At 68.0% G+C, this 23242-nt stretch carries 26 protein-coding genes; 16 read left to right on the top strand and 10 right to left on the bottom strand.

The genetic code is table 11. The annotated features are described in order from the left end of the window. Positions 1-4 precede the first annotated feature (4 nt). From AUL33_RS18855 to AUL33_RS18830, 6 genes are all read left to right on the top strand, one after another. Complete coding sequence (locus AUL33_RS18855; RefSeq protein ID WP_062212006.1) at positions 5-907, top strand: branched-chain amino acid ABC transporter permease; 903 nt, start codon at positions 5-7, stop codon at positions 905-907. 5 nt (positions 908-912) lie between these two features. Beyond that, positions 913-2370: a high-affinity branched-chain amino acid ABC transporter permease LivM gene (gene livM, locus AUL33_RS18850; protein WP_082652734.1), complete on the top strand. Its 1458-nt coding sequence runs from the start codon at positions 913-915 to the stop codon at positions 2368-2370. Positions 2371-2372: 2 nt separating this feature from the next. Next, complete coding sequence (locus tag AUL33_RS18845) at positions 2373-3398, top strand: ABC transporter ATP-binding protein (RefSeq protein WP_062212003.1); 1026 nt, start codon at positions 2373-2375, stop codon at positions 3396-3398. Continuing rightward, positions 3395-4165, top strand: a complete 771-nt coding sequence (locus AUL33_RS18840; RefSeq protein WP_062212000.1) for an ABC transporter ATP-binding protein — start codon at positions 3395-3397, stop codon at positions 4163-4165. The genes AUL33_RS18845 and AUL33_RS18840 overlap by 4 nt, the downstream gene beginning before the upstream one ends. Further along, positions 4165-4527: a DUF6867 family protein gene (locus AUL33_RS18835; protein WP_062211997.1), complete on the top strand. Its 363-nt coding sequence runs from the start codon at positions 4165-4167 to the stop codon at positions 4525-4527. Before AUL33_RS18840 ends, AUL33_RS18835 begins: the two co-directional genes overlap by 1 nt. A gap of 150 nt (positions 4528-4677) precedes the next feature. Further along, positions 4678-5787: a branched-chain amino acid ABC transporter substrate-binding protein gene (locus tag AUL33_RS18830; RefSeq protein ID WP_062211994.1), complete on the top strand. Its 1110-nt coding sequence runs from the start codon at positions 4678-4680 to the stop codon at positions 5785-5787. Between the two features lie 204 nt (positions 5788-5991). Here the strand turns inward: AUL33_RS18830 and xylB are convergent, their stop codons facing one another. Continuing rightward, a complete protein-coding gene (xylB, locus tag AUL33_RS18825; RefSeq protein ID WP_062211990.1) occupies positions 5992-7452 on the bottom strand; it encodes a xylulokinase in 1461 nt (486 codons plus the stop codon). A gap of 254 nt (positions 7453-7706) precedes the next feature. Here xylB and AUL33_RS18820 point away from each other — a divergent pair, with 254 nt between their 5' ends. From AUL33_RS18820 to AUL33_RS18800, 5 genes are all read left to right on the top strand, one after another. Beyond that, positions 7707-8564 (top strand): D-amino-acid transaminase, encoded by an 858-nt coding sequence (locus tag AUL33_RS18820; protein ID WP_062211986.1) that lies wholly within the window; start codon positions 7707-7709, stop codon positions 8562-8564. A gap of 79 nt (positions 8565-8643) precedes the next feature. Beyond that, entirely contained in the window at positions 8644-9213 is a 570-nt protein-coding gene (locus AUL33_RS18815) for a biotin transporter BioY (RefSeq protein WP_062212079.1), read from the top strand. A 14-nt stretch (positions 9214-9227) separates the two neighbouring features. Further along, a complete protein-coding gene (locus tag AUL33_RS18810; RefSeq protein WP_062211984.1) occupies positions 9228-9902 on the top strand; it encodes an energy-coupling factor ABC transporter ATP-binding protein in 675 nt (224 codons plus the stop codon). After that, positions 9899-10489 carry an energy-coupling factor transporter transmembrane protein EcfT gene (locus AUL33_RS18805; protein ID WP_062211981.1) on the top strand — a complete coding sequence of 197 codons (591 nt, stop codon included), beginning with the start codon at positions 9899-9901 and terminating at the stop codon, positions 10487-10489. The genes AUL33_RS18810 and AUL33_RS18805 overlap by 4 nt, the downstream gene beginning before the upstream one ends. 65 nt (positions 10490-10554) lie before the next feature. Then, positions 10555-11160 carry a TIGR00730 family Rossman fold protein gene (locus tag AUL33_RS18800; protein WP_062211978.1) on the top strand — a complete coding sequence of 202 codons (606 nt, stop codon included), beginning with the start codon at positions 10555-10557 and terminating at the stop codon, positions 11158-11160. Positions 11161-11212: 52 nt separating this feature from the next. Here the strand turns inward: AUL33_RS18800 and rarD are convergent, their stop codons facing one another. The 5 genes from rarD to cysS all read right to left on the bottom strand — a co-directional run bounded on the left by rarD (position 11213) and on the right by cysS (position 16103). Continuing rightward, complete coding sequence (gene rarD / locus AUL33_RS18795; protein ID WP_062211975.1) at positions 11213-12112, bottom strand: EamA family transporter RarD; 900 nt, start codon at positions 12110-12112, stop codon at positions 11213-11215. Between the two features lie 142 nt (positions 12113-12254). Next, a complete protein-coding gene (gene pip / locus AUL33_RS18790; protein ID WP_202815314.1) occupies positions 12255-13205 on the bottom strand; it encodes a prolyl aminopeptidase in 951 nt (316 codons plus the stop codon). Continuing rightward, positions 13202-13684: a GFA family protein gene (locus tag AUL33_RS18785; protein WP_062211972.1), complete on the bottom strand. Its 483-nt coding sequence runs from the start codon at positions 13682-13684 to the stop codon at positions 13202-13204. The genes pip (AUL33_RS18790) and AUL33_RS18785 overlap by 4 nt, the downstream gene beginning before the upstream one ends. Before the next feature lie 35 nt (positions 13685-13719). After that, positions 13720-14673: a prolyl aminopeptidase gene (gene pip / locus AUL33_RS18780; protein WP_202815313.1), complete on the bottom strand. Its 954-nt coding sequence runs from the start codon at positions 14671-14673 to the stop codon at positions 13720-13722. Beyond that, entirely contained in the window at positions 14670-16103 is a 1434-nt protein-coding gene (gene cysS / locus AUL33_RS18775) for a cysteine--tRNA ligase (RefSeq protein ID WP_062212075.1), read from the bottom strand. Before cysS ends, pip (AUL33_RS18780) begins: the two co-directional genes overlap by 4 nt. A gap of 336 nt (positions 16104-16439) precedes the next feature. On the opposite strand from cysS, the gene AUL33_RS18770 reads away from it, so the two are divergent. Beyond that, positions 16440-16622 (top strand): hypothetical protein, encoded by a 183-nt coding sequence (locus AUL33_RS18770; RefSeq protein WP_062211964.1) that lies wholly within the window; start codon positions 16440-16442, stop codon positions 16620-16622. A 66-nt stretch (positions 16623-16688) separates the two neighbouring features. On the opposite strand, the gene AUL33_RS18765 is transcribed toward AUL33_RS18770, so the two are convergent. The 3 genes from AUL33_RS18765 to AUL33_RS18755 are packed head-to-tail and all read right to left on the bottom strand — an operon-like array spanning position 16689 to position 19139. Then, positions 16689-17300, bottom strand: a complete 612-nt coding sequence (locus tag AUL33_RS18765) for a LysE/ArgO family amino acid transporter (RefSeq protein ID WP_374754449.1) — start codon at positions 17298-17300, stop codon at positions 16689-16691. A 34-nt stretch (positions 17301-17334) separates the two neighbouring features. After that, positions 17335-18372, bottom strand: a complete 1038-nt coding sequence (locus AUL33_RS18760) for a M42 family metallopeptidase (protein WP_062211958.1) — start codon at positions 18370-18372, stop codon at positions 17335-17337. 26 nt (positions 18373-18398) lie between these two features. Beyond that, on the bottom strand, positions 18399-19139 hold the full coding sequence (locus tag AUL33_RS18755) for an SOS response-associated peptidase (protein ID WP_062211955.1): 741 nt from the start codon (positions 19137-19139) through the stop codon (positions 18399-18401). Positions 19140-19213: 74 nt separating this feature from the next. On the opposite strand from AUL33_RS18755, the gene AUL33_RS18750 reads away from it, so the two are divergent. From AUL33_RS18750 to AUL33_RS18735, 4 genes are all read left to right on the top strand, one after another. Continuing rightward, entirely contained in the window at positions 19214-19645 is a 432-nt protein-coding gene (locus tag AUL33_RS18750) for an NUDIX domain-containing protein (protein ID WP_062211952.1), read from the top strand. A gap of 173 nt (positions 19646-19818) precedes the next feature. Further along, positions 19819-20235 (top strand): TIGR02301 family protein, encoded by a 417-nt coding sequence (locus AUL33_RS18745; protein WP_244492347.1) that lies wholly within the window; start codon positions 19819-19821, stop codon positions 20233-20235. A gap of 97 nt (positions 20236-20332) precedes the next feature. Continuing rightward, the gene (locus tag AUL33_RS18740) at positions 20333-20593 is read left to right on the top strand and encodes a hypothetical protein (RefSeq protein ID WP_062211949.1); all 261 of its coding nucleotides are present in this window, start codon (positions 20333-20335) and stop codon (positions 20591-20593) included. 33 nt (positions 20594-20626) lie between these two features. Further along, positions 20627-21508 carry a hypothetical protein gene (locus tag AUL33_RS18735; RefSeq protein WP_062211945.1) on the top strand — a complete coding sequence of 294 codons (882 nt, stop codon included), beginning with the start codon at positions 20627-20629 and terminating at the stop codon, positions 21506-21508. Between the two features lie 326 nt (positions 21509-21834). Here the strand turns inward: AUL33_RS18735 and AUL33_RS18730 are convergent, their stop codons facing one another. Continuing rightward, entirely contained in the window at positions 21835-23172 is a 1338-nt protein-coding gene (locus AUL33_RS18730) for a dihydroorotase (RefSeq protein ID WP_062211942.1), read from the bottom strand. Between the last annotated feature and the right edge of the window lie 70 nt (positions 23173-23242).

Here is a 23242-nt window from a genome sequence, read left to right as displayed (position 1 = left end):
TTTCATGGATTATTTCCTGCAGCAGCTGATCAACGGCATCACTTTGGGCTCGATCTACGGCCTGATCGCGATCGGCTATACGATGGTCTACGGCATCATCGGCATGATCAACTTCGCCCATGGCGAGGTGTTCATGCTGGGTTCCTTCATCGCCCTCACCGTCTTCCTCATCCTTGCCGCCGCGGGCATCACCTTCCTGCCGATCGTGCTGCTGCTGATGGTCGTGATCGCCATGCTGTTCACCGCCCTCTGGGGCTGGTCGATCGAGCGCATCGCCTATCGTCCGCTGCGCGGTTCGTTCCGGCTGGCGCCGTTGATCACCGCCATCGGCATGTCGATCTTCCTGCAGAACTTCGTGCAGGTCGCGCAGGGTGCTCGCGTCAAGCCGCTGGCCTCGCAGATCCAGGGCTCGATCGCGATCAACAGCAACGTGCAGATCTCCTACATGCAGATCACCATCATCGTAACGACCTTCGTCCTGATGTTCGCCTTCTCGGCGCTGATTTCGAAGACCCCGCTCGGACGTCAGCAGCGCGCCTGCGAGCAGGACGCCAAGATGGCTTCGCTGCTCGGCGTCAACGTCGATCGCACGATCTCGCTGACCTTCGTCATGGGCGCTTCGCTCGCCGCCGTCGCTGGCACGATGTACCTTCTCTATTACGGCGTGATCGACTTCTACATCGGCTTCCTCGCCGGCGTGAAAGCCTTCACCGCCGCCGTTCTCGGCGGTATCGGGTCGCTGCCCGGTGCGATGCTCGGCGGCCTGACGATCGGCCTCATCGAGACCTTCTGGTCGGGCTACTTCTCCGTCGAGTACAAGGACGTCGCGGCGTTCTCGATCCTCGCGATCACGTTGATCTTCCTGCCCTCCGGCCTTCTCGGCCGGCCGGAAGTCGAGAAGGTCTGAGCCCCATGTCGAACCTTTCATCCTCCTCCGCCTCGCCGGAAAACGCCGAGATCGAAGCCGAGCGCCAGCGCGATGCCGCTCGGGGCGAGCCCCCTTTCACGCCCGAGCCCGAGACGACGATCAGCGTCGCCAAGGCCTTCCGCGAAGCAGGGATCACGGCGGGCATCGTCGCGGCGCTGACCCTCTTCTTCGTCGCCGTTCGCTCCGACATCGCGCCCGGCGGCCTCATCATCTATGCTCGCTGGGAACTGTGGTTCACCCTGATCGCGATCGCCTTCGCGGTTCGGTTCGTGCTCAGCCTCGCGCTGTTCCAGCGAAAGGGCGCGTCGTCGTCGCGATCGAAGACCGTAAAGTCGGTGAAGGCACCCGGCCGGTTCTCGGCAGGTCGCATCCTCGGCATCGCCATGATGCTCGTGGCGCTGACCCTGCCCTTCCTCATCCGCGCGCTGTTTCCGTCGAGCGACCGCTACCTGATCGATCTATCGATCCTGATCCTAACCTACGTGATGCTCGGCTGGGGTCTCAACATCGTGGTCGGCCTCGCCGGCCTCCTCGATCTCGGCTACGTCGCCTTCTACGCGGTCGGCGCGTATTCCTTCGCGCTGCTCGCGATCAACTTCGAGCTCGGCTTCTGGGTCTGCCTGCCGATGGCCGGCCTCTTCGCCGCCGCCTGGGGCGTCATCCTCGGTTTTCCGGTGCTGCGCCTGCGCGGTGACTATCTTGCCATCGTGACGCTCGCCTTCGGCGAGATCATCCGCGTCGTCCTCCTCAACTGGTCGGAGTTCACCGGCGGCCCGAACGGCCTTCTCGGCATTCCCCGCCCGACGCTGTTCGGCCTCGACTTCGGTCGCGGCGAAGGCTCGTTCTCGGCCTACTTCAACATTCCCTACGACGGTATTCACCGCTTCATCTTCCTCTACTACATCATCCTGGCGCTCGCTCTGTTGACCAACTTCGTGACCATCCGCATGCGCCGCATGCCGGTCGGCCGCGCCTGGGAGGCCTTGCGCGAGGACGAGATCGCCTGCCGTGCGCTCGGCATCAACACGACCAACGTCAAGCTGACGGCGTTTGCCACCGGTGCCATGTTCGGCGGGTTCGCCGGGTCGTTCTTCGCCACCCGCCAGGGCTTCATCTCGCCGGAAAGCTTCACCTTCCTCGAATCGGCGATCATCCTCGCCATCGTGGTTCTCGGCGGCCTCGGCTCGCAGCTCGGCGTCGTCTTCGCTTCGCTGGTGATGATCGGCGGTATCGAGCTGATGCGAAACCTGACCTTCATCCAGGACATCTTCGGCGCCGAGTTCGACCCGAGCCGCTACCGCATGGTGTTCTTCGGCGTAGCGATGGTGGCGATCATGGTGTGGAAGCCGCGCGGCCTCGTGTCGTCGCGCCAGCCATCCGCCGTCTACAAGGAGCGCAAGTCCATCGGCGCCGACATGGTCGCGCAGGGCGAGGGACACTGATCATGGCCGCCACCTCCCTCCCCCCGACGCCCATCGCCTCCCCCCTGCCCGGTCGCTGGATGCAGGATCCCGTTCTCACCGTCGAGCATCTGACGATGCGCTTCGGCGGGCTGACCGCGATCAACGACCTGTCCTTCTCGGTCGGGCGCGGCGACATCACCGCGCTCATCGGGCCGAACGGCGCCGGCAAGACCACGGTCTTCAACTGCGTCACCGGCTTCTACAAGCCGACCGAAGGGCGCATCTCGCTGCGCCGCGGGCGCGGCATCGGCGACGCCACCGTCGACGCGCTGACGAAGTCCGGCGGCCAGAGCCTCAAGGCCGATGGCGGCGAGCTGTTCCTGCTCGAGCGCATGAGCGACTTCAAGATCACCGAAGTCGCGGGCGTCGCGCGCACCTTCCAGAACATCCGCCTCTTCGGCGGCATGACGGTGTTCGAGAACCTTCTCGTCGCGCAGCACAACAAGCTGATGGCGGCGTCCGGCTTCACCATCGGCGGGCTCCTGGGCCTGCCAGGCTATCGCCGCGCCAAGGAAGCCGCGCAGGACCGCGCGGTGGACTGGCTGCGCCGCACCGCGCTTCTCGACCGCGCCGACGACCCGGCGGCCGATCTCTCCTACGGCGACCAGCGCCGTCTGGAGATCGCCCGCGCCATGTGCACCGACCCCGTGCTCCTCTGTCTCGACGAGCCGGCGGCCGGCCTCAACCCGCGTGAATCGTCCGAATTGAACGAGCTGCTGCGCTCGGTGCGCGATGAGTTCGACACCTCGATCCTGCTCATCGAGCACGACATGGGCGTCGTCATGGAGATTTCCGACCACATCGTCGTGCTCGACTACGGCAAGAAGATCTCGGACGGCAACGCCGCGCAGGTGAAGTCCGACCCTCGCGTCATCGCCGCCTATCTCGGTGTCGACGACGAGGAGGTCGAAGCCGTCGAAGCCAAGCTCGATCAAGGCGACGTCGACGGCGCGATCGCGCAGGCCCATGTCGATCCCGCAACCACCAACGGGGGAACGCCCGCATGAGCACCGTCACCGCGCACCCGCCGGTGGCCGCCGGCACCACCGCCGCCCAGCCGCTGCTCCAGATCCGCGGCGTCGAGACCTTCTACGGCAAGATCCAGGCGCTCAAGGGCGTCGACATGGACGTCTATGAGGGCGAAATCGTCACGCTGATCGGCGCCAACGGCGCCGGCAAGTCGACGCTGATGATGACGATCTGCGGCAACCCGCGCGCCCGCGCCGGGCAGATCCTCTTCCGCGGCGAGGACATCGCGCAGCTGCCGACCCACTCGATCATGACGCGCCAGATCGCGCAGTCACCCGAGGGCCGGCGCATCTTCGGTCGGATGACGGTCCTCGAAAACCTGCAGATGGGCACGACGCTCGTCGGGCAGGAGCACTTCGACCAGGATCTTCGCCGCGTCTTCGATCTCTTTCCGCGCCTCAAGGAGCGCGCCTCGCAGCGCGGCGGCACGCTGTCGGGCGGCGAGCAGCAGATGCTGGCGATCGCCCGCGCCCTGATGGGCCGGCCGAAGCTTCTGCTCCTCGACGAGCCCTCGCTCGGCCTCGCGCCGATCATCGTGAAGCAGATCTTCGAGGTGATCCGCGAGCTCAACCGCACGGAGGGCCTGACGGTCTTCCTCGTCGAGCAGAACGCCTTCCACGCACTGCGTCTCGCCCATCGCGGCTACGTCATGGTCAACGGTCGCATCACGATGAGCGGCACGGGGCGCGATCTCCTGTCGCGCGAGGAAGTGCGCAGCGCCTATCTCGAAGGAGGGCACCACTGATGACGCCCGATATGGCCCTTCTCTGGGAAGTCTCGTGGGTCGAGTTCCTCGTGGTCACGCTGGTGATCGGCGGGGCGCTCGCCTATGCCGTCGGCCGCGCCACCGCGCTCGGCTGGAGCGGCTGGGGGCTGATGGTGCTCTACACCCTGCTCCTCACCGTCGCGATCCGCTTCCTGCACTTCTCGCTCTTCAACGGCTCGTTCTTCCTGCCGGTGTCGACGCTCCCGACCGCCCTGCACTACGGGCTCGTCGATTTCGTCATCCTGTTCGGGGTGGCGGTGGTGGGCCGTCTCGCGACGCGCTCGCAGCAGGTCTCCCGGCAATACGGGTTCCTGCGCCCAAATGCTGGGCACAAAGCCTGATGTCGAAAATATCAGGCAAAAACATGCGCTTTGATGGGGAACACCCTTCCCACGAGGCCGGAAGCTGTCTTTAATCGCCTCGAAGTAGCAGAGAATCCCGTCAAGGCGGGATGGTCGCTTCGTCGCTTCGGTTCAATGGGAAAGTCCAAGATGAAAAAAGCGCTTCTGGCCGGTGTGGCCTTCAATCTCCTGCTCTCGGGCGCGGCCTTCGCCGACATCACGATCGGCGTCGCCGGCCCGATGACGGGGCAGAACGCCTCCTTCGGCGAGCAGCTGCGCATCGGCGCCGAGCAGGCCGTGGCCGACATCAACAAGGCCGGCGGCGTCAACGGCGAGATGCTCAAGCTTTCCATCGGCGACGATGCCTGCGACCCCAAGCAGGCGGTGGCCGTGGCCAACCAGTTCGCCTCGCAGGGCGTCTCCTTCGTGGCCGGCCACTTCTGCTCGGGCTCCTCGATCCCGGCCAGCCAGGTCTACTCGGAAGAAGGCATCATCGAGATCTCCCCGGCCTCGACGAACCCGGACTTCACCGACAAGCGCCCCGGCCCCGGCATCTACCGCGTCTGCGGCCGTGACGACCAGCAGGGCGAAGTCGCCGGCAACTACATCGCCGAGAAGTTCAAGGACGGCGCCGTCGCCGTGCTCGATGACAAGTCGGCCTACGGCAAGGGCCTCGCAGACCAGACCGTGAAGTTCATGGAAGCGGCCGGCAAGAAGCCCGCTCTCGCCGAGTCCTATACGGTCGGCGAAAAGGACTTCTCCTCGCTCATCACCAAGATGAAGCAGGCCGACATCAAGCTGATCTACATCGGCGGCTACCAGACGGAAGCCGGCCTCATCGCCCGTCAGGCTAAGGAACAGGGCCTCGCGGCCGTGGTCATGTCGGGCGACGCGATCGTCACCGACGAATACTGGGCAATTACCGGCGATGCTGGCGAAGGCACGCTCATGACCTTCTCGCCGGACCCGCGCAAGAACCCGCAGGCCGCGCCGATCGTCGCCGAGCTCGAAAAGCAGGGCAAGACGGCCGAGGGCTACGTCCTCTACACGTACGCCGCGATCCAGACCTGGGCGGAAGCCGTCAAGAAGGCCGGCTCGACCGAGTACGACGCCGTCGTCAAGACACTCGACAGCGAGTCGATCCCGACCGTGATCGGCGACCTGAAGTTTGACGCCAAGGGCGACGTGACCCTGCCGGGCTACGTGATCTACGAATGGAAGAACGGTAAGTACGACTACCTGACCGCCGAAGCCAAGTAAGGTTCGATCCTCTTCGCCGCGCGCCCTCCGGGTCGCGCGGCACGTCTCATGGAAAAGCCCCGGCCGAGCGATCGACCGGGGCTTTTCCATGTGTTCGTATTGGCTGATGGGCTTCGGAGCGAGGCAGACCGGTGCCCCGTTCCCCTGCAGCGACATCGGCAACGCGCCAGCCGCACCGCCGATGTCGCGCCTCGCTGCAGACCGCTACTTGCGGCGCGCGGCTTCCTTCAGCGCGGGATAGAGCGCCTGATAGCGCTGGTGCGCTTCCGCATAAGCTTCGAGCATCGCGGTTTCCGGCTCGTAGCGCGCCGAGACCGGCGGGTCGGTCATCACGCTGGCGGGATCGGCACCGGTGGCCGCGCAAAGACCGAGGCGCGCGGCACCGAAGGCGGCACCGAAATCGCCGGCCGCCGGCAAAGCCACCGGCGTCTCCAACACGCTCGCCATCATCTTCAGCCAGAGCTCGGAGCGCGAGCCCGCGCCGACCGCGATGAGCTGGCGCACCCAGGAGGCGTTCGGCGCGGCGTCGAGGCAGTCGCGGATCGAGAAGGCAACGCCCTCCATCACTGCGCGCGTCATGTCCTCGCGCGTCGTATCCGCCTCCAGTCCGACGAAGGCGCCGCGCACCGCCGAATCGTTGTGCGGGGTGCGTTCGCCCGAGAGGTAGGGCAGGAACAGGAGGCGGCCGGGACGGCGCAGCTGCGTGCCGGCGGCGGCGGTCAGCTCGCCCGGCTTTTCCTTCAGCACCTGCGACAGCCATTCGATCGAGCCGGCGGCCGAAAGCGTCACGCCCATCTGGTGCCACAGGCCGGGAATCGCATGGCAGAACGTATGCAGCGCCGTCTCGGGCACCGGATCGTAGCCGGCGCTGGCAGTGAAGAGCACGCCGGACGTGCCGAGCGACAGGAAGCCGGTGCCGGGCCGCGTCACGCCGACGCCGCAGGCCGAGGCCGCGTTGTCGCCGCCGCCGCCCGCCACCACGACGCCGGCTGCCAAGCCCCAGCGCGCGGCGATCTCGGACCGCAGCGTGCCGCTGACCTCGGTGCCTTCCACGAGGCGCGGCATCTGTTCGACGCTCAGGCCGGTGCGCTCCAGCATCGTGTCGGACCAGTCGCGCGCGCCGGTGTCGAGCCAGGACGTGCCGGCCGCATCCGACATCTCGGAGACGGATTCGCCGGTGAGCCAGAGCCGCAGATAGTCCTTCGGCAGGAGGACGCGGCGCACCTTTTCGAAGATCTGCGGTTCGTTACGGGCGACCCAGAGGAGCTTGGGCGCCGTGAAGCCGGGGAAGACGATGTTGCCGGTGATGGCGCGCGCCTCGTCGTCGTCGAGTTCGGCGGCCTCCTCGTGCGAGCGCGTGTCGTTCCAGAGGATGCAAGGCCGCAGCACCGCGTCGTCGGCGCCGAGGATCGTCGCGCCGTGCATATGGCCGGAAAGGCCGATGCCGACCACCGCCTCGACGACGCCGGGATGCTCGGCGCGCAGCTTGGCGACGACGTCATCGCAGGCCGTGAGCCAGGACGCCGGATCCTGCTCGGACCATCCGAAATGCGGCCGCTCGACCGTCAGGGGAACCGTCGCCGTCGCGAGCGGCGTCTGGTTCTCGTCGATCACCAGCGCCTTGAGCGACGAGGTTCCGAGATCGAGCCCGAGATAATGACCCATGCGAACGCACGTCCTCCCCAACGGCCGCAGGACCCGCCCGGCGGGCGCGGCAAATTTTGACGGATCAGACCTAGCGGGAGAAACGGGGCCTCGGCAACCGCGAACCGCAGCCCTGCCGCGCAAACGCGCCTTCCTTCGGGGCCCGTGGCGGAGCGGGCGGCGGCTTTCGGCCGACGCCGCAACCCGCTAGAAGCGGGCCACGCGAGGTCGCCGGCCTCCGTCCTCTCACCACCTGCCTGCCCGTCGGAGCCCCCATGAGCCGCATCGTCTACGTCAACGGCGCCTTCGTTCCCGAGGCCGAGGCCAAGGTCTCCGTCTTCGACCGGGGCTTCCTCTTCGCCGACGGGGTCTACGAGGTGACGGCGGTGATCGGCGGCAAGCTGCTCGATTTCGCGGCGCACCTGACGCGCCTTCGCCGCTCGCTCGCCGAGCTTCGTCTGGCCTCGCCGATGGAGGACGGGGCCATCCTCGACCTGCATCGCGAACTCGTCGCCCGCAACGCCATCGATCTCGGCCATGTCTACATGATGGTGACGCGCGGCGAGGCCGACCGGGACTTCGCCTTTCCTCCCGAGGACACCGCGCCGTCCTTCGTCCTCTTCACACAGAGCCGCAAGTCGATCGAGACGCCCGAGGTCGAACGCGGCCTCAAGGTGGCAACGGTGCCGGACCTGCGCTGGGCACGCCGCGACATCAAGACGATCCAGCTGCTCTATCCGTCGATGGCGAAGATGGAGGCGCGGCGCCAGGGCATGGACGATGCCTGGATGGTGGAGGACGGCTTCGTCACCGAAGGCACCTCGAACAACGCCTATATCGTCACGCAGGACGACGCGATCGTCACGCGCTCCCTGTCGAACGCGATCCTGCACGGCATCACCCGCGCGGCCGTCCTGCGCACGGCGGCGGAGGCGGGCCTGCGGGTCGAGGAGCGCGCCTTCACCGTGGACGAGGCGAAGACCGCGCGCGAGGCCTTCATCACCTCGGCCGGGGCCTTCGTGACGCCGGTCGTCGCGATCGACGGGACGGGTATCGGGACGGGGCGCCCGGGCGAGCTAACGAAGCGCATGCGCGCCCATTACCTCGAGGAAGCCATCCGCACCGCGATCTGACGTCTCGACCGGCCGGGTCGAACAGACTATGAGCCGAGATGCCGCAGCCGCAAAGCGCCGCGCCGACGCCGGAGATCCCATGAGCACCCGCGACATCGTCCTCATCGCCCTCTTCGCCGCCCTCATGGCGGTGCTCGGCGCCTTCCCGCCGCTGATGATCCCGGCGATCGCCATTCCCATCACCGCGCAGTCGCTCGGCCCCATGCTGATGGGCGGCGTTCTCGGCGCGCGGCGCGGCGGACTGGCGATGCTGCTTTTTCTCGTGCTCGTCGCCATCGGCCTGCCGCTTCTCTCCGGCGGGCGCGGTGGTCTCGCGCCCTTCGTCGGACCGTGGTCGGGCTTCATCTATGGCTGGGTCGCCGCCGCCGTCGTGATCGGCTGGCTGACGGAGCGCTTCTGGACGCGCCTCAACTTCGTCTCAGCCTTCGCAATCACCGTGTTCGGCGGCATCGGCATCATCTATCTCATCGGCGTGCCCTGGTATGCCGCGATGTCGGGCACTCCGCTCCTGCCGGCCTTCGCAGCCTCGGCCTTGGCCTTCGTGCCCGGCGACCTGATCAAGGCGGGCGTTGCCGCCGCCGTCATCGTCGCGGTGAAGCGCGCCTATCCGCTCATCGGCGCCGGCCGCGCGGCCACCGCGCGCCGCTGACCGCCCTGCCGGCGATGATCGAACTCGAAGCCGTCTCGCTGCGGCGCGGCGAGGCGCTCGTGCTCGATCGCCTCGATCTCGCCCTGCCGGAGCGACGCATCGGCGTGATCGGCGCCAACGGGTCGGGCAAGTCGAGCTTTGCACGGCTCCTCAACGGCCTGCTGCTGCCGAGCGAGGGCCATGTGCGGGTCGCAGGTCTCGACACGAGCGCGGACGGCAAGGCGGTGCGCCGGCGCATCGGCTTCGTGTTCCAGAACCCCGACAACCAGATCGTCTACCCGACCGTCGGTGAGGACGTCGCCTTCGGCCTCAAGGCGCGCAAGGTGCCGAAGGCCGAGATCGCCGCGCGCGTCGCCGCGATCCTCGACCGGCATGGGCTCGGCGGGTTCGAGGACCGGCTCGTCCACGAGCTGTCCGGCGGCGAGCGGCAGATGGTGGCGCTGGCCGGTGTGCTCGTCACGGAGCCCGACCTTCTCGTGCTCGACGAGCCGACGACGCTTCTCGACCTTCGCAACACCCGCCGCATCATCCAGGCGGTAGAGGCGGCCGACCGCGCGGTGGTGCTCGTGACCCACGATCTCGATCTTCTCGCGGGCTTCGAGCGGGTGCTCTGCTTCGATGGCGGGCGCGTCGTCGCCGACGGCTCTCCGCCCGAGGTGATCGCGCACTACCGCGCCCTCGCGTCATGATCGGCGGTCTCTACGTGGCGCGCGACAGCCGCGTTCACGCCGCCGCGCCCGGCCTCAAGCTGGCGGTGCTGGCGCTGGCGGGCACCGGCCTCTTCTTCGTGCGCGGCCCTCTGCCCCTTCTGGCGGCGCTCGGTGCGGTTCTGGCGCTCTATCCGCTGGCGCGCCTGCCGATCGCGCTGGCCTGGCGCCAGCTGCGCCCGGCTCTGGCGATGCTGGCGATCCTGGCACTCGTCCAGCTTTGGACCGCCGGCGCGGCTGCCGCGCTCGCCGTGACCCTGCGCTTTGCGGCCCTCATCCTTCTCGCCTCGCTTCTGACGGCGACGACGCGCACGGGCGCGCTGGTCGAGACGCTGGAGCGCGGCCTTGGCTGGCTGCGGCCGCTCGGGGCCGATCCGGCGAAGGTGGGGCTGGCGATCTCGCTGGCGATCCGCTTCATTCCCGCGCTCGGCACGGTGGCGCACGAGGTTCGCGAGGCGCAGCGCGCGCGCGGGCTGGAACGCGGGTTGCTGACGCTCGGCGTGCCGCTCATCGTGCGCACCCTCAAGATGGCCGACGAGATCGCCGACGCCATCGATGCGCGAAGCTGACGCGCTGCAGCATAAAGGGCGCGCGCCTTCTTGACCGAAGCGGCCCGGCGTCCGACTTTGGACGCATGACCTCGATTCGATCCCTTTGCGTGTACTGCGGCTCCTCCCCGGGCCGCGATCCCTCCTTCATCCAAGCGGCCGAGACCCTCGGCACCGCCATGGGCCGGGCCGGCATCCGCCTCGTCTATGGCGGCGGCACCCGCGGCATCATGGGCGCCGTGTCCGACGCCGTGATTTCCGCGGGCGGTCAGGTGACCGGCATCATCCCGCGTTTCCTCATCGACATGGAGGCCACCGAGAGCGAGCTGAAGCGGCTCGACGAGCTCGTCGTCACCGACGACATGCACCAGCGCAAGCACATGATGTTCGAGCGCTCCGACGCCTTCGTTGCCCTGCCGGGCGGCATCGGAACGCTGGAGGAGTTGGTCGAGATCATGACCTGGAGCCAGCTCGGCCGGCATCGCAAGCCGATCGCCATCGCCAATATCGGCGGCTTCTGGGACCCGTTCTCCAGCCTGCTCGACCATATGCGCGACGCCGGTTTCATCCACACGGCGCATCAGGTGCGCCCGATCGTGGTGGACCGGATCGAGGAGATCCTGCCGGCGATCGAGGCCGCCGCCCCGCCCCCGCCGCGCGAGGGCGTCGCCGAGTTGATCGAGCGGCTTTAGGCTCGTCGCTTTGAATGCAAGAATTCAGAAGGGCGGCGCGAGCCGCCCTTTTTCATGACGCCGTCGCCGCACCCCGGCGTGCGGCCAGAAGCGAGCCGGTGTAGAGGGCGAGCGCGGCCCAGATGAAGGCGAAGGCGACGCCTTGCCAGAGGCCGAACGGCTCGCCGAACACGAAGACCGCTGTCAGCGCGATCAGGGTCGGCGCGATGTACTGGAGAAGACCCATCGTCGTGTAGCGCAGGAGCCGCGCGCCGGCCGCGTAAAGGATCAGCGGCACCGCCGTGACGACGCCCGCGCCGACCAGGAGCAGGGTTTCGGGCAGGTCGACGCCGAAATGGTTTTCGCCGCGACCCGCGACCCAGAGCGCCAGACCGAGCGCCGGCAGGAACAGGATGAGGATTTCGAGGAAGAACCCCTCGCTCGCGCCGACCGGCACGGTCTTGCGGATGAGCCCGTAGGTGCCGAACGAGAAGGCGAGCGTCAGCGAGACCCACGGGATGCCGCCGGTCTTGACCGTGAGGATCAGGACGCCGCAAGCCGCGAGCGCGATCGCCGCGGCTTGCGGGCGGTTCGGGCGCTCGCCAAGGAAGATCGCCGCCAGCGCCACGTTCACCAGCGGATTGATGTAGTAGCCGAGCGCCGCCTCCACCCCGTGCCCGCTGATGATGGCGACGACATAGGTGCCCCAGTTGATCGAGATCAGCGCCGCCGACAGGGTCATCAGGCCGAGGATGCGCGGCGTCAGATACTGGCCGATGCCGCGCAGCGAGCCCGCGACGGCGAGGACGCCGATCGCCAGCGGCAGCGCCCAGACGATGCGATGCGCGACGATCTCCAATGGCGAGACGGGCGACAGGAGCTTCATGTAGATCGGCAGCACGAGGCCCCAGATCAGGTAGGCCGTGATCGCGAAGGCGAAGCCGCGAGGGGGTTCGGCGGGGGATGCCGGCATGGGAACGCTCACCAGACAGAGACGCAAGACCGCACTCTTAAGGGTGCCATCCGTTCCTATCAGCCCGATTTCCCGCCGGCACCCGAGTTTCGTTGATGGGAGACATCAGCGGCGTTGATGGCTCCCGCTGCCCGTCCAGATATCACCGATCGGCGAAGGCGTCCGTGGCGCGGATGAGCCGGTCGAGGATACCGGGCTCGGAGACGGCATGGCCGGCATCCTCGATCAGGTGGAACTCCGCTTCGGGCCAGGCCTCGTGCAGGTCGAAGGCCGAGACCGGCGGCGTCGCCATGTCGTAGCGCCCCTGAACGATCACGCCGGGAATACCCTTCAGCCGGTCGGCGTCGCGCAACAGCTGCCCGTCTTCCAGCCAGCCGTGATGCACGAAGTAATGGTTCTCGATGCGCGCGAAGGCGATGGCGAACTCATCCTTGTGGAACTGCGCGAACACATCGGGATCGGGCAAGAGGGTCAGCGTCTCGCCCTCCCACTGGCTCCAGGCGCGCGCCGCCTCGATCTGGACCGCTCGGTCGCCAGAGGTCAGGCGGCGGCGGTAGGCGGCGACGAGATCGCCGCGCTCGGCTTCGGGGATCGGCGCGAGGAAACGCTTCCACTTGTCGGCGAAGATCAGCGAGGCGCCGTGCTGGTAATACCACTGGATTTCGAAGCGCCGCAGCAGGAAGATGCCGCGCAGCACGAGTTCGGTGACGCGGCTTGGATGCGCCTCTGCATAGGCCAGCGCCAGCGTCGAGCCCCACGATCCGCCGAAGACCTGCCAGCGTTCGACGCCGATCATCGCCCGCAGGCGCTCGATGTCGTCGACGAGATCCCACGTCGTGTTGTCGTTCAGTTCGGCATGCGGCGTGGAGCGTCCGCAGCCGCGCTGGTCGAAGAGCAGGATGTCGTATCGCGCGGGATCGAACAGCCGGCGGTGCTTGGCCGAGCATCCGCCGCCGGGCCCGCCGTGGAGGAACACCACCGGCTTGGCGCCCGGCGTGCCGCAGCGCTCCCAATAGACCTCGTGTCCCCCACCGACGCTCAGGTGACCGGACGCGTAGGGTTCGATGGGGGGATAAAGGATGCGCAGCGTCATGTCGGGTCTTTCGGATCGGTGTCGTGGTCGGGATGCTGGAGGGAGCGGATGTCGGCGAGGTAGGAGATCTCAGCGCCATCCTCGATCGTCTCCCGCATCGGCAGGTCGGCGAGATGATCGGCATAGGCGAGCTTCGCCTCACCGCCGAACTGAACCTCCGGCGCGATGGTGCTCGGGTCGTCGAAAGCGCCGATGGCCAGCGCCAGCCCGTCCGGGGCCTCGTAGGTCAGCGGCGTGCCGCAGGTCTCGCAGAAGCCGCGCAGCACATGGTTCGAGGAGCGGAAGCGGCGGGGCTCTCGCCGGGTCCATCGCAGCCGGTCCACCTCCACCGAGACGAGCGGTGCGTAGAAGGCGCCGAACGCCTTCTGACACATGCGGCAATGGCAGATCGAGGCGCGGCCGAGCGCACCCTCGATGCGAAACCGGACGGCGCCGCATTGGCAGCCGCCGGTGAAGACGGGTCGATTGTCGAGGCTCATGGCGATGATCTCCCCTGCGAAGGCTTGTGGGGAGACTAGCCCGCGAACCGGTCCGTCGCCACCAGGAGCCGGTCGAGCGTGCCGGGCTCGGAGAAGGCGTGGCCGGCATCCTCGACGATCTGCAGCTCGGAGCCGGGCCAGGCCTTGTGCAGATCCCAGGCGGTGACGGGCGGCGTCACGACGTCGTAGCGCCCCTGCACGATGACGCCGGGAATGCCGGCGAGCCGGCCGGCGTCGCGGATGAGCTGGCCTTCCTCGAGCCAGAGATCATGGACGAAATAGTGGTTCTCGATCCGCGCGAAGGCGATGGCCGCGTCGCTGGCGCCGAAGCCGCCGACGGCGTCGTGCAGCGTGCGCATCGAGACGGTTCGAGCCTCCCAGTCGGTCCAGGCACGCGCGGCCGTGGCCCGCACGCTGCGATCGGGATCGAGCAGGCGCACCCGGAAGCTCGCCACCGGATCGGCCCGCTCGGCCTCGCTCAAGGGCGCGAGAAAGCGCTCCCACTCGTCGGGAAACAGGCGGCTGGCGCCCTCACGATAGTACCAGTCGAGTTCGGCCCGCCGCCCGGTGAAGACGCCGCGCAGCACCATTTCGGTGACATGCTCGGGGAACCGCTCGGCATAGGCCAGCGCCAGCGTCGAGCCCCAGGAGCCGCCGAACAGCATGACGGGCCCCAAGCCGAGATGGGTGCGCAGGCGCTCCATGTCCTCGACGAGATCGGGCGTCGTGTTGGCGTCGAGACTGCCGAGCGGCGTCGAGCGCCCGCAGGCGCGCTGGTCGAAGAGCACGATCCGGTAGCGCGCGGGATCGAACAGCCGCCGATGCGAGGGCGAGCAGCCGCTGCCGGGCCCGCCGTGCAGGAACATGACGGGCTTGCCCTCCGGGTTGCCGCAGCTCTCGTAGTAGAGGACGTGCCCGTCGCCCACCGCCAGCATGCCGGTCTCGTAGGGCTGGATCGGCGGATAGGGCGTGCGGCGGGCCTCGCTCAACGCTTCAGTTCCCAAGTGGTCACGCGCTCGCCGCTGATGGGATCCTTGCCGTCCTTGAGCATGATGCCCTGCTCGGTCAGCTCCGCGCGGATCGCGTCGGCCGCCGCGAAATCCTTGGCCTTCAGCCTCTCAAGCCGTTCCGCGATGCGCGCCTCCAGCCCGGCGTCGAGCACGGCCTCGCGGATCGGGTGGATGCCGAGAAGCGAAAGGCTTGCCAGCGCGCCCGGCACGTCGCCCGCGTCGAAAAGCTGGTGAATGCGCGCGATCGCCGCCGAGATGGCGAGATCGTCCGACAGGGCGGCGAGGAAGGCCTCGTCCGCCACGCCCGGTTCCACAGTGCCGGCGGCGCGGGCCAGCCGCTCCCATCGGTCGAGCTCGCGCACGGCCTCTTCGAGCTTGGCCAGCGTGAAGTCGATCGGCTCGCGATAGTGCGTCTTCATCATCAGCAGGCGCACGGCCTCGCCCGGCCAGCGGCGGCCGCCGACCTTCTCGGTCTCCAGCACGTCGGCGATGGTGACGAAGTTGCCCTCCGACTTCGACATCTTGCGTCCCTCCACCTGGAGGAAGCCGTTGTGCATCCACACCTCGGCCATCTCTTCGGTGCCATGGGCACAGCACGACTGGGCGATCTCGTTCTCGTGATGGGGAAAGATCAGGTCGAGACCGCCGCCATGGATGTCGAAGACCTCGCCGAGATAGGCCGCCGACATGACGGAGCACTCGATGTGCCAGCCCGGACGTCCCCGGCCCCAGGGGCTGTCCCAGCCCGGCTCCTCGTCGGAGGAGAGCTTCCAGAGCACGAAGTCGGCGGCGTTGCGCTTGTGCGCTTCCACGGCGACGCGGGCGCCCGCCTGCTGCTCGTCGAGCTTGCGATGCGACAGCGCGCCGTAGGCCGGCATGGAATGGACGTCGAACAGCACCTCACCCCCGGCCGGGTAGGCGTGGCCGCGCGCGATCAGCGTCTCGATCATCGTCACCATGTCGGGCAGCCCGTCGGCACGCGGCGTCACGAAGGCGGTGGCGCGGGGCTCGTGCGTCGGGGGCAGGCAGCCGAGCGCGGCGACGTCCTTGTGGAACTGCGCGGTGGTGCCTTGCGTGACGCGGGCGATCGCCTCGTTCAGCGGCAGCGCGGGATGGTCGCGCACGGCGCGCGCATTGATCTTGTCGTCGACGTCGGTGATGTTGCGGGCATAGACGACCACTGCCTCGCCGTAGAGATGGCGCAGCAGCCGGAACAGGACGTCGAAGACGATCACCGGGCGGGCGTTGCCGATATGGGCGAAGTCGTAGACCGTCGGCCCGCAGACATACATGCGCACGCGCCGGTCGGCCTCGGCGACCCCACCGATGCGCCAGTCGCGCGGCCGGAACTCGGCCTTGCTGCGGGTCAGGGTGTTGGTGAGGGAAAGCCCCCGGAAGCCGTCGTCCACGCGCATTCTCCGGCCGAAGCCTCTTGACGTTCGAGCGATGCCGCGACCGACAGGCCGGGCGGCCGTTTTGCTACAGGCAAACCACCGATTTCACAAACCCCGGTCACATCGGCGTCAGCGTCGCCTTTCGCCATGGATCCGCCGGGAAGTAGAGAGTCGGGTGCCGTTCATATTTCGTTCATCTTTGCGGCAGCGCAGCATGTAGCGTTCACGTCACATATGGCGGCTGCAACGTTTTGTTAAGTATAGATTTCGTGCTTTTAGGCCAAGATGCCGCTAATCCGACGCAATCCGAAGCCCATCTGTTGTCATCCGGACCCAAGAGAGCCTGCCATCATGAACCAGCCCCATGTCGCCTTCCGCTCCAAGAGCGAGCGCGAGCGGGAGAGCAATCTCCTCAGCAACTACCGCGAGATCGGCATCGCCGCGATCGCCGCCGCCAGCCAGGCCTGCCGCAAGGACAAGGCCAGTGCCAAGGCGCCGCAGATCGCCGTGGCCAACCGCAACTGCCACGACTGAGCGACCCCGCGCGGCCTTATCGACCGCGGGTCATCGGAAGGGCTTCGCCCGAGCGGGCGAAGTCGATCAAAGAAGGGTGACGAGAAGGCTCGTCGCCAGAGATGCCATGACGAAGGCGATCAGCCCGTCGAGAATCCGCCAGGCGCCCGGTCTGGCGAAGAGCGGCGCCAGCAGCCGCGCGCCGTAGCCGAGCGCGAAGAACCAGGCGAACGACGCCGTCATTGCGCCCGCCGCGTAGGCGATGCGTTGCTCGGTGAAGCCGTAGCGCGCCGACAGGCTGCCGATCAGCACAACCGTATCCAGATAGACATGCGGGTTCAGGAAGGTGAGGCCGAGGCAGGTCGCTGCCGCGGCCTTCAGGCTCATGGCCCGGTCGCCGTGGCGCACGTCCATCGCGGCCGGCCGCAGCGCGCGGCGTGCCGCGATCGCCGCATAGGCGTAGAGGAACAGCGCGCCGCCGAGCGTCACCGCGAGGATGAGCGCCGGGCGGGAGGCGATGATCGTGCCGAGCCCCGCGACGCCGGCGGCGATCAGCAGCGCATCCGACACCGCGCAGATGAGGCACAACGCAAAGACGTGGCTGCGCACCAGCCCGCGTTCGAGGATGAACGCGTTCTGCGCGCCGATCGCGACGATGAGGCTGGCGCCGATGGCAAAGCCGCGCAGCGCCGGTTCCATGAGCATGATGGTCGCGTCCGCGCAGCCGGGGGGGTCAGTGCGCGGCGACGAAGGCGGCGAGGAGATCGCGCGCCGCCAGCAGATCGCGCCGGTCGATCATCTCGCAGACCGTGTGAATGTAGCGCGTGCCCACCACGATGCCGATCGCCTTGGCGCCGGTCGCCGCCTGTTGCAGCGAGGCGCTGTCCATCCCGCCGCCCGCCAGGATCGTGCGCTGGAACGGGATGCCGTTGGCCTTGGCCACCGCCTCGAACTCGTCGGTCAGGTCGCGGTCGGCGATAAAGGAGCCGTCCTTGAGGTGCAGGCCGACGCCGGCTCCGAGCTCTGTGGTGCGGTCCTTTTCCGGCACGCCGGGCGTGTCGCAGGCGAGCGTCGTATCGACGCCGATGCCGATATGCGGCTTCACCGCGTAGGCCACCGTCTTGGCGCCGCGAAGGCCGACCTCCTCCTGCACCGTGAAGGCCACCGTCAGCTGGCACTTGTGCGACACCCCGTCGTCGACGAGCTTGCGCACGGCTTCCAGGCCGAGCCAGCAGGCGATGCGGTTGTCGAGCGCCTTCGAGACGATGCGCTCGCCCATCTCCACCAGCGGCTCGTCCATGACCACGAAGTCGCCGACGCGCACCTTCTCCTTGGCGGCCGCGCCGAGGCCGAGATCGATGAAGAACTCGGTCGGCTCCGGCACCTTCTTGCGGTCTTCCACTGACGCGATGTGGACCGGCTTGCCCTCGGCGTTCATGATCCCCTTGAGATCGCCGTTCGGGGTGCAGACGAGGACGCGGCGCGAGAAGAGATTGCGCGGGTCGAAGCCGCCGACGGGCGAGACGTGGATGAAGCCCTTGTCGGTGACGTGGCTGACGAGAAAGCCGATCTCGTCCATGTGGCAGGCGAGCATGATGCGCTCGGGATCCTCGCCCTCGCCATCGCGCGTGCAGACGAGCGAACCCATCGCGTCGGTTTCGACCCGGTCAAAGAGGCTCGCCGCCTCGGCGGCAATGAGGTCGCGCACCCGGTGTTCGTGGCCGGGAACGCCGGGGGTCTCGCAGAGGCGCTTGAGAAGGTCGATGTTCATGGGGCTCGCAGGTCCGCTCATAATCGTCAGAAGAGGCGCCCCTGCCCGGCCGGCGGGCTCGTCGGCGGATCGTCGGGGTTCAAGGGTTTCTGCACATCCGGCCCCATGTTCGCAACCGCATTGACGCGCTCCGAAACCGGAACGATCTCGAAGAACGCGTCGGACACCGGGCGCAGGATGTCGGCGACCTCGGCCGGCGAGACCTCGCGGTTGTCGAGCCAGCGCTCGAAATCATGGGGCTCGACCACCACGGGCATGCGCTCGTGGATCGTCGAGAGCGCCGCATTGGCACTCGTGGTCAGGATCGCGGCGGTGTCGATCTCGCTGCCGTCGGGCGCGAGGAACGTCTCGGCAAGGGCGGCGAAGGCGATCGGTTCCTCGCCGCGCGGCTTGAGGAAGAAGGGGGTGGAGCGCTCCTTTCCGTTGCGCCGCCATTCGTAGAAGCCACTCGCCGGCACGAGGCAGCGGCGATGGCGCATCGCGCCCTTGAAGGAGTTGCGCTCGTTCGCCGTTTCGGAGCGCGCGTTGAAGAGCAGCGGCAGCGTCGCGGGATCCTTGGCCCAGCCGGGAATGAGGCCCCAGCGTGCCAGCTGCCCGTAGCGCCCGGAGGCGTTGCGCGGGCGCATGTCCGGCTCAGCTTTGCGAATGATCAGGATCGGCTGCGTCGGCGCGATGTTGTAGCGCGGCGGAAACGGATCGATCTCGGTCAGCGAAAAGCGCTCGGCGACGGATTCGGGCGTGGCGATGAGGGTGAAGCGTCCGCACATGGCGTGAGAATGGGCGTGACCGCCGGCAGGCACAAGCCTTGGCCGGCAGGGGGCACGCGCTTAGATGTCGTGCCATGACCACGCCCCGCCCCGTCCTCGCCGTCTCCGTCGCCCTCTTCCGGGGCGACGAGGTGCTTCTCGTCCTGCGCGGCAAGCCGCCCTTCGCCGACCTCTGGAGCCTGCCGGGCGGACGGGTCGAGTTCGGCGAGAGGCTGGAGGACGCCGCGCGCCGCGAGCTGCGGGAGGAAACCGGCGTCGAGGCCGAGACGCTCGTATTCGCCCGCCTGCACGAGGCGATCGACGCGCCGGCCGGCGCCCATGCCGTGATCGCGGTCTATGCCGCTCTGGCCGAACACGGCGCAGATGCCGCGTTCGCCGCAGCCGACGACGCGGCCGACGCACGATTCTTCCCCGTCTCGGAGGTTGCGGAGATGGACCGGGACGGGCGCACCACGACGGGTCTGGCCGACGCGATCTCGGCCGCTAGCGTCCAGCGCCGCGCGTAGCGCGCGCGATCGCCGCGACAGGGCCGCCGCGCAGGCCGACGCGGCCCTTCCGCCGCTAACCTTAACGGGCGAGGAGACCCCCTAACTCCCGGTATCGTCTTGCAATCTCCTTAATCGGACTGCAAATCTCGGACATGGGTTTTCACCGCAATTTGCCTCAAAGTCTCGCCATCTTGGCCTTGGTCGCCTCGCTTCTGGCGATCGCGCCGGCGGGTGCGCAGGGACGCGGCAAGACCAAGGGGGAGGAGCCCGCACAGCCCGCCTCGGTTGAGGCGCCGGTGCCTTCGAACGCCCCCTATATGAAGCCGCTGGGCCGGCTCGCGACGGTGCTGGGCTCCATCCATTTCCTGCGCACGCTCTGCGGCGATGCGAACGGCGACGTCTGGCGCCAGAAGATGGGCGAGATCCTCGAGGCGCAGGCGCCGGGCGAAGCCGACCGGCGCATTCTCGTGGCGAGCTTCAACCAAGGCTATCGCTCGTTCGAATCCACCTACAGGAAGTGTACCCCGGCTGCGACGGTCGCCGCCGAAAGATACCTTCGGGAAGGCGCGTCTCTTTCACGGGAGATCAGCGCAAGGTACGGCAATTAACGATTGGTTAAGGATGCGCGGTGGCCGACCGGCCCGGCGCGATGCCTTCGAGACCGCTCTGGCGCGGTCGCGGAAACATGAATTGGAGTGTCCCGGCATGATCGATCTGCAGAGCTCAGACCTCGATGACCTGATCGTCGCCGAGAAGAAGCAGGTGGCGATCGAGTATCACAACGAGGCTTGGGCCGACGGGATCTCCGACGGGATCGAGACCGAGATCCTCGCCGAGACCGCAATCAGCACCGCCGTCACCGAGCTGGTGCGCCGCTACGGCGAGACCGAGGTGCTCGATCTCCTCGACCAGCTGCGCAAGCGCGTCGAGTACGGCGAGTTCCGGGCCGACCGCGCCCTTCAGTAGACGACACGCGTCGCCGCGACGCCAAGGATCCCGATGACATCCGGACGGCCCCACCGCCTCCCCGCTCCCCTCGCTGCCCTCGCTGCGCTTCTTCTCGTCTCCGCGACGACGGCGCCGGCCTTCGCTTTCTCGCAGATCACCGGAGAGAACGGCGAGGCGGGACCGGTGCGCGACGGGATCGTCTCGGTGCCGCTGCCGCCCGTGCCGGGCCAGCCCACACCGCCGCAGCCTCCCATGACGCCGCCGCCCGCAGCTCCGACCGCACCGGCGGCAACCGTTCCGGCCGCGCCCGCCCCGGTTACGGGGACGCAGGCCCCTACCACCCCGGCGCCGCCGGTTGCGCCGGTGGCACCGCTCGATCCCGACGCCGATTCCGAGGGTGTCGAGATCGTGCCCGACCCGGATGCGCCGGCGGTGACCGGCGAGGCGCCCGCGCCCGACGTCGCCCCCGCCGACATCGCCTATGGCGAGGACAAGCTACCGCAGCCGGTGCGGGATCTGCGCCGCAAGCTAATCGAGATCGCCAAGAGCGGCGATGTCGAGAAGCTGCGCCCCTATATCGAGACCGGCGCGAACGCCACGGCATTGTCGCTCATCCAGACTGACGAGGACCCGATCGAGACGCTGAAGGGCGCCTCGGGCGATGGCGACGGCGTCGAGATCCTGGCGATCCTTCTCGAGACGCTCGAAGCCGGCCACGTCCATCTCGATCAGAGTGGCGACAACGAGATCTTCGTCTGGCCCTACTTCACGCAGGTCAACCTCGAGAAGCTGACCAAGCCGCAGCTCGTCGAGCTGTTCGAGCTCGTGACCGCCGGCGACTACCAGCGCATGCTCGGCAACGGCTCCTACGACTTCTACCGCGTCGGCATCTCACCTGAGGGCCGCTTCGAGTTCTTCGTCGCCGGCGACTGAGCGGCAACGCTCGGCCAGGCGCATGGTATCGGCACATCGAGATGCTGCATGCCGGCCCCGGCAGGGCGCTCGCGTGCAATCTCCGCCCCCGAAGCATCAACCGCATCCGCATCGACACCAAGATCGTGCATCGCAGGGTGGCATCTTCGGCGAGCCGATCGCGAGGTTTGCAGAAGCCCCGATCCTCAAGCGGATCGAAGAACGAGGGCACTCGCCACCGGCGTGACGCGCTCCTCATGCTCCGACCAACTTGGCTGGAGTGCCAAAGAAGCGGCGGCGCTGTCGCGAGACGCCTCAAGCGCGCGCCGTTCCCATTCAGCCAAGCCTCACCCGCGGGGCGCCAGCGTTTCCACGAAGCGGGCCGCCTCGCCGGTCGCCGCCGCGACGATCTCGCCCTCCCACATCGCGCGCCGCCCGCGCACGATCGTGCCGACCGGCCAGCCCGTGACCTCGCGCCCGTCATGCGGGGTCCACTGCGACTTCGAGCCGATCCAGGCGTCGCGGATCGTCTCGCGGCGCTTGAGATCCACCACCGTGAAGTCCGCGTCGTAGCCGACTGCGATTCGCCCCTTCTGCGACAGGCCGAAGATGCGCTGCGGACCGGCGGAGGTGAGATCGACGAAGCGCTGCAGCGACAGGCGCCCCTTCGCCACGTGGTCGAGCATGACAGGCACCAGCGTCTGCACGCCGGTCATGCCCGAGGGCGAGGCCGGATAGGGCCTGGCCTTTTCCTCCAGCGTATGGGGCGCGTGATCGGAGCCGAGCACGTCGACGATCCCCTGCGCGATTCCGTGCCAGATGCCGTCGCGGTGGCGGCCGTCGCGCACCGGCGGGTTCATCTGCAGCTTGGTGCCGAGGCGAGCGTAATCGTCGGCCGAAAGCGTCAGGTGGTGCGGCGTCGCCTCGCAGGTGGCGTTGGCCTTGTGCCCGGCGAGGAACAGGATCTCCTCGGCCGTCGAGATATGCAGCACGTGGATCCGCGCGCCCGTGTCCTCGGCGATGCCGACCAGCCGCTGCGTGCATTGCAGCGCCGCGATCTCGTCGCGCCATACGGGATGCGAGGCGGGGTCGCCCTCGACCCGCAGCCCCATGCGCTCGCGCAGGCGGAACTCATCCTCCGAGTGGAAGGCCGCGCGCCGGCGGGTACGCTTCAGGATCTCGCGCACGCCGTCGTCGTCCTCGACGAGCAGCGATCCGGTGGAAGACCCCATGAAGACCTTGATGCCGGCCGCGCCCGGCAGGCGCTCCAACTCGGCGACGTCGGCGGCGTTCTCGCGGGTGCCGCCGACCCAGAAGGCGAAGTCGCAATGCATCCGGTGGTGGCCGCGCCGCACCTTGTCGGCGAGCGCCGCCTCGTCGGTGGTCAGCGGGTCGGTGTTGGGCATTTCGAAGACGCAGGTGACGCCGCCGAGCACCGCCGCGCGGGAACCCGATTCGAGGTCTTCCTTGTGCGTCGGCCCGGGCTCGCGAAAATGCACCTGGCTGTCGATGACGCCCGGCAGGATGTACAGCCCCGTGCAGTCGATCTCCTCGCCGCCGGCACCGGCGGCAATCGTGCCGATTGCGGCGATACGCCCTTCGCGAAGGCCGATGTCGCGGACGCCCTCGCCGTCCTGGTTCACCACCGTCCCGCCGCGAAGCACCGTCTCGAAACCGCCCGTCATCGCCTTGTCCTTGCTTCTCGTGGCTGAAATCCGCAGATACGGACCCAGCTTCTAGACGAGTGGCCGACGG

The sequence above is a fragment of the Aureimonas sp. AU12 genome (genome assembly GCF_001463705.1).
GTDB lineage: Bacteria > Pseudomonadota > Alphaproteobacteria > Rhizobiales > Rhizobiaceae > Aureimonas.
This window is presented reverse-complemented; position numbering and strand designations above follow the sequence as displayed.

Coding starts and splice junctions, on each gene's coding strand:
- AUL33_RS18855 (WP_062212006.1), top strand. CDS start 5: ATGGATTATTTCCTGCAGCAGCTGATCAACGGCATCACTTTGGGCTCG.
- livM (WP_082652734.1), top strand. CDS start 913: ATGTCGAACCTTTCATCCTCCTCCGCCTCGCCGGAAAACGCCGAGATC.
- AUL33_RS18845 (WP_062212003.1), top strand. CDS start 2,373: ATGGCCGCCACCTCCCTCCCCCCGACGCCCATCGCCTCCCCCCTGCCC.
- AUL33_RS18840 (WP_062212000.1), top strand. CDS start 3,395: ATGAGCACCGTCACCGCGCACCCGCCGGTGGCCGCCGGCACCACCGCC.
- AUL33_RS18835 (WP_062211997.1), top strand. CDS start 4,165: ATGACGCCCGATATGGCCCTTCTCTGGGAAGTCTCGTGGGTCGAGTTC.
- AUL33_RS18830 (WP_062211994.1), top strand. CDS start 4,678: ATGAAAAAAGCGCTTCTGGCCGGTGTGGCCTTCAATCTCCTGCTCTCG.
- xylB (WP_062211990.1), bottom strand. CDS start 7,452: ATGGGTCATTATCTCGGGCTCGATCTCGGAACCTCGTCGCTCAAGGCG.
- AUL33_RS18820 (WP_062211986.1), top strand. CDS start 7,707: ATGAGCCGCATCGTCTACGTCAACGGCGCCTTCGTTCCCGAGGCCGAG.
- AUL33_RS18815 (WP_062212079.1), top strand. CDS start 8,644: ATGAGCACCCGCGACATCGTCCTCATCGCCCTCTTCGCCGCCCTCATG.
- AUL33_RS18810 (WP_062211984.1), top strand. CDS start 9,228: ATGATCGAACTCGAAGCCGTCTCGCTGCGGCGCGGCGAGGCGCTCGTG.
- AUL33_RS18805 (WP_062211981.1), top strand. CDS start 9,899: ATGATCGGCGGTCTCTACGTGGCGCGCGACAGCCGCGTTCACGCCGCC.
- AUL33_RS18800 (WP_062211978.1), top strand. CDS start 10,555: ATGACCTCGATTCGATCCCTTTGCGTGTACTGCGGCTCCTCCCCGGGC.
- rarD (WP_062211975.1), bottom strand. CDS start 12,112: ATGCCGGCATCCCCCGCCGAACCCCCTCGCGGCTTCGCCTTCGCGATC.
- pip (WP_202815314.1), bottom strand. CDS start 13,205: ATGACGCTGCGCATCCTTTATCCCCCCATCGAACCCTACGCGTCCGGT.
- AUL33_RS18785 (WP_062211972.1), bottom strand. CDS start 13,684: ATGAGCCTCGACAATCGACCCGTCTTCACCGGCGGCTGCCAATGCGGC.
- AUL33_RS18770 (WP_062211964.1), top strand. CDS start 16,440: ATGAACCAGCCCCATGTCGCCTTCCGCTCCAAGAGCGAGCGCGAGCGG.
- AUL33_RS18765 (WP_374754449.1), bottom strand. CDS start 17,300: ATGGAACCGGCGCTGCGCGGCTTTGCCATCGGCGCCAGCCTCATCGTC.
- AUL33_RS18760 (WP_062211958.1), bottom strand. CDS start 18,372: ATGAACATCGACCTTCTCAAGCGCCTCTGCGAGACCCCCGGCGTTCCC.
- AUL33_RS18755 (WP_062211955.1), bottom strand. CDS start 19,139: ATGTGCGGACGCTTCACCCTCATCGCCACGCCCGAATCCGTCGCCGAG.
- AUL33_RS18750 (WP_062211952.1), top strand. CDS start 19,214: ATGACCACGCCCCGCCCCGTCCTCGCCGTCTCCGTCGCCCTCTTCCGG.
- AUL33_RS18740 (WP_062211949.1), top strand. CDS start 20,333: ATGATCGATCTGCAGAGCTCAGACCTCGATGACCTGATCGTCGCCGAG.
- AUL33_RS18735 (WP_062211945.1), top strand. CDS start 20,627: ATGACATCCGGACGGCCCCACCGCCTCCCCGCTCCCCTCGCTGCCCTC.
- AUL33_RS18730 (WP_062211942.1), bottom strand. CDS start 23,172: ATGACGGGCGGTTTCGAGACGGTGCTTCGCGGCGGGACGGTGGTGAAC.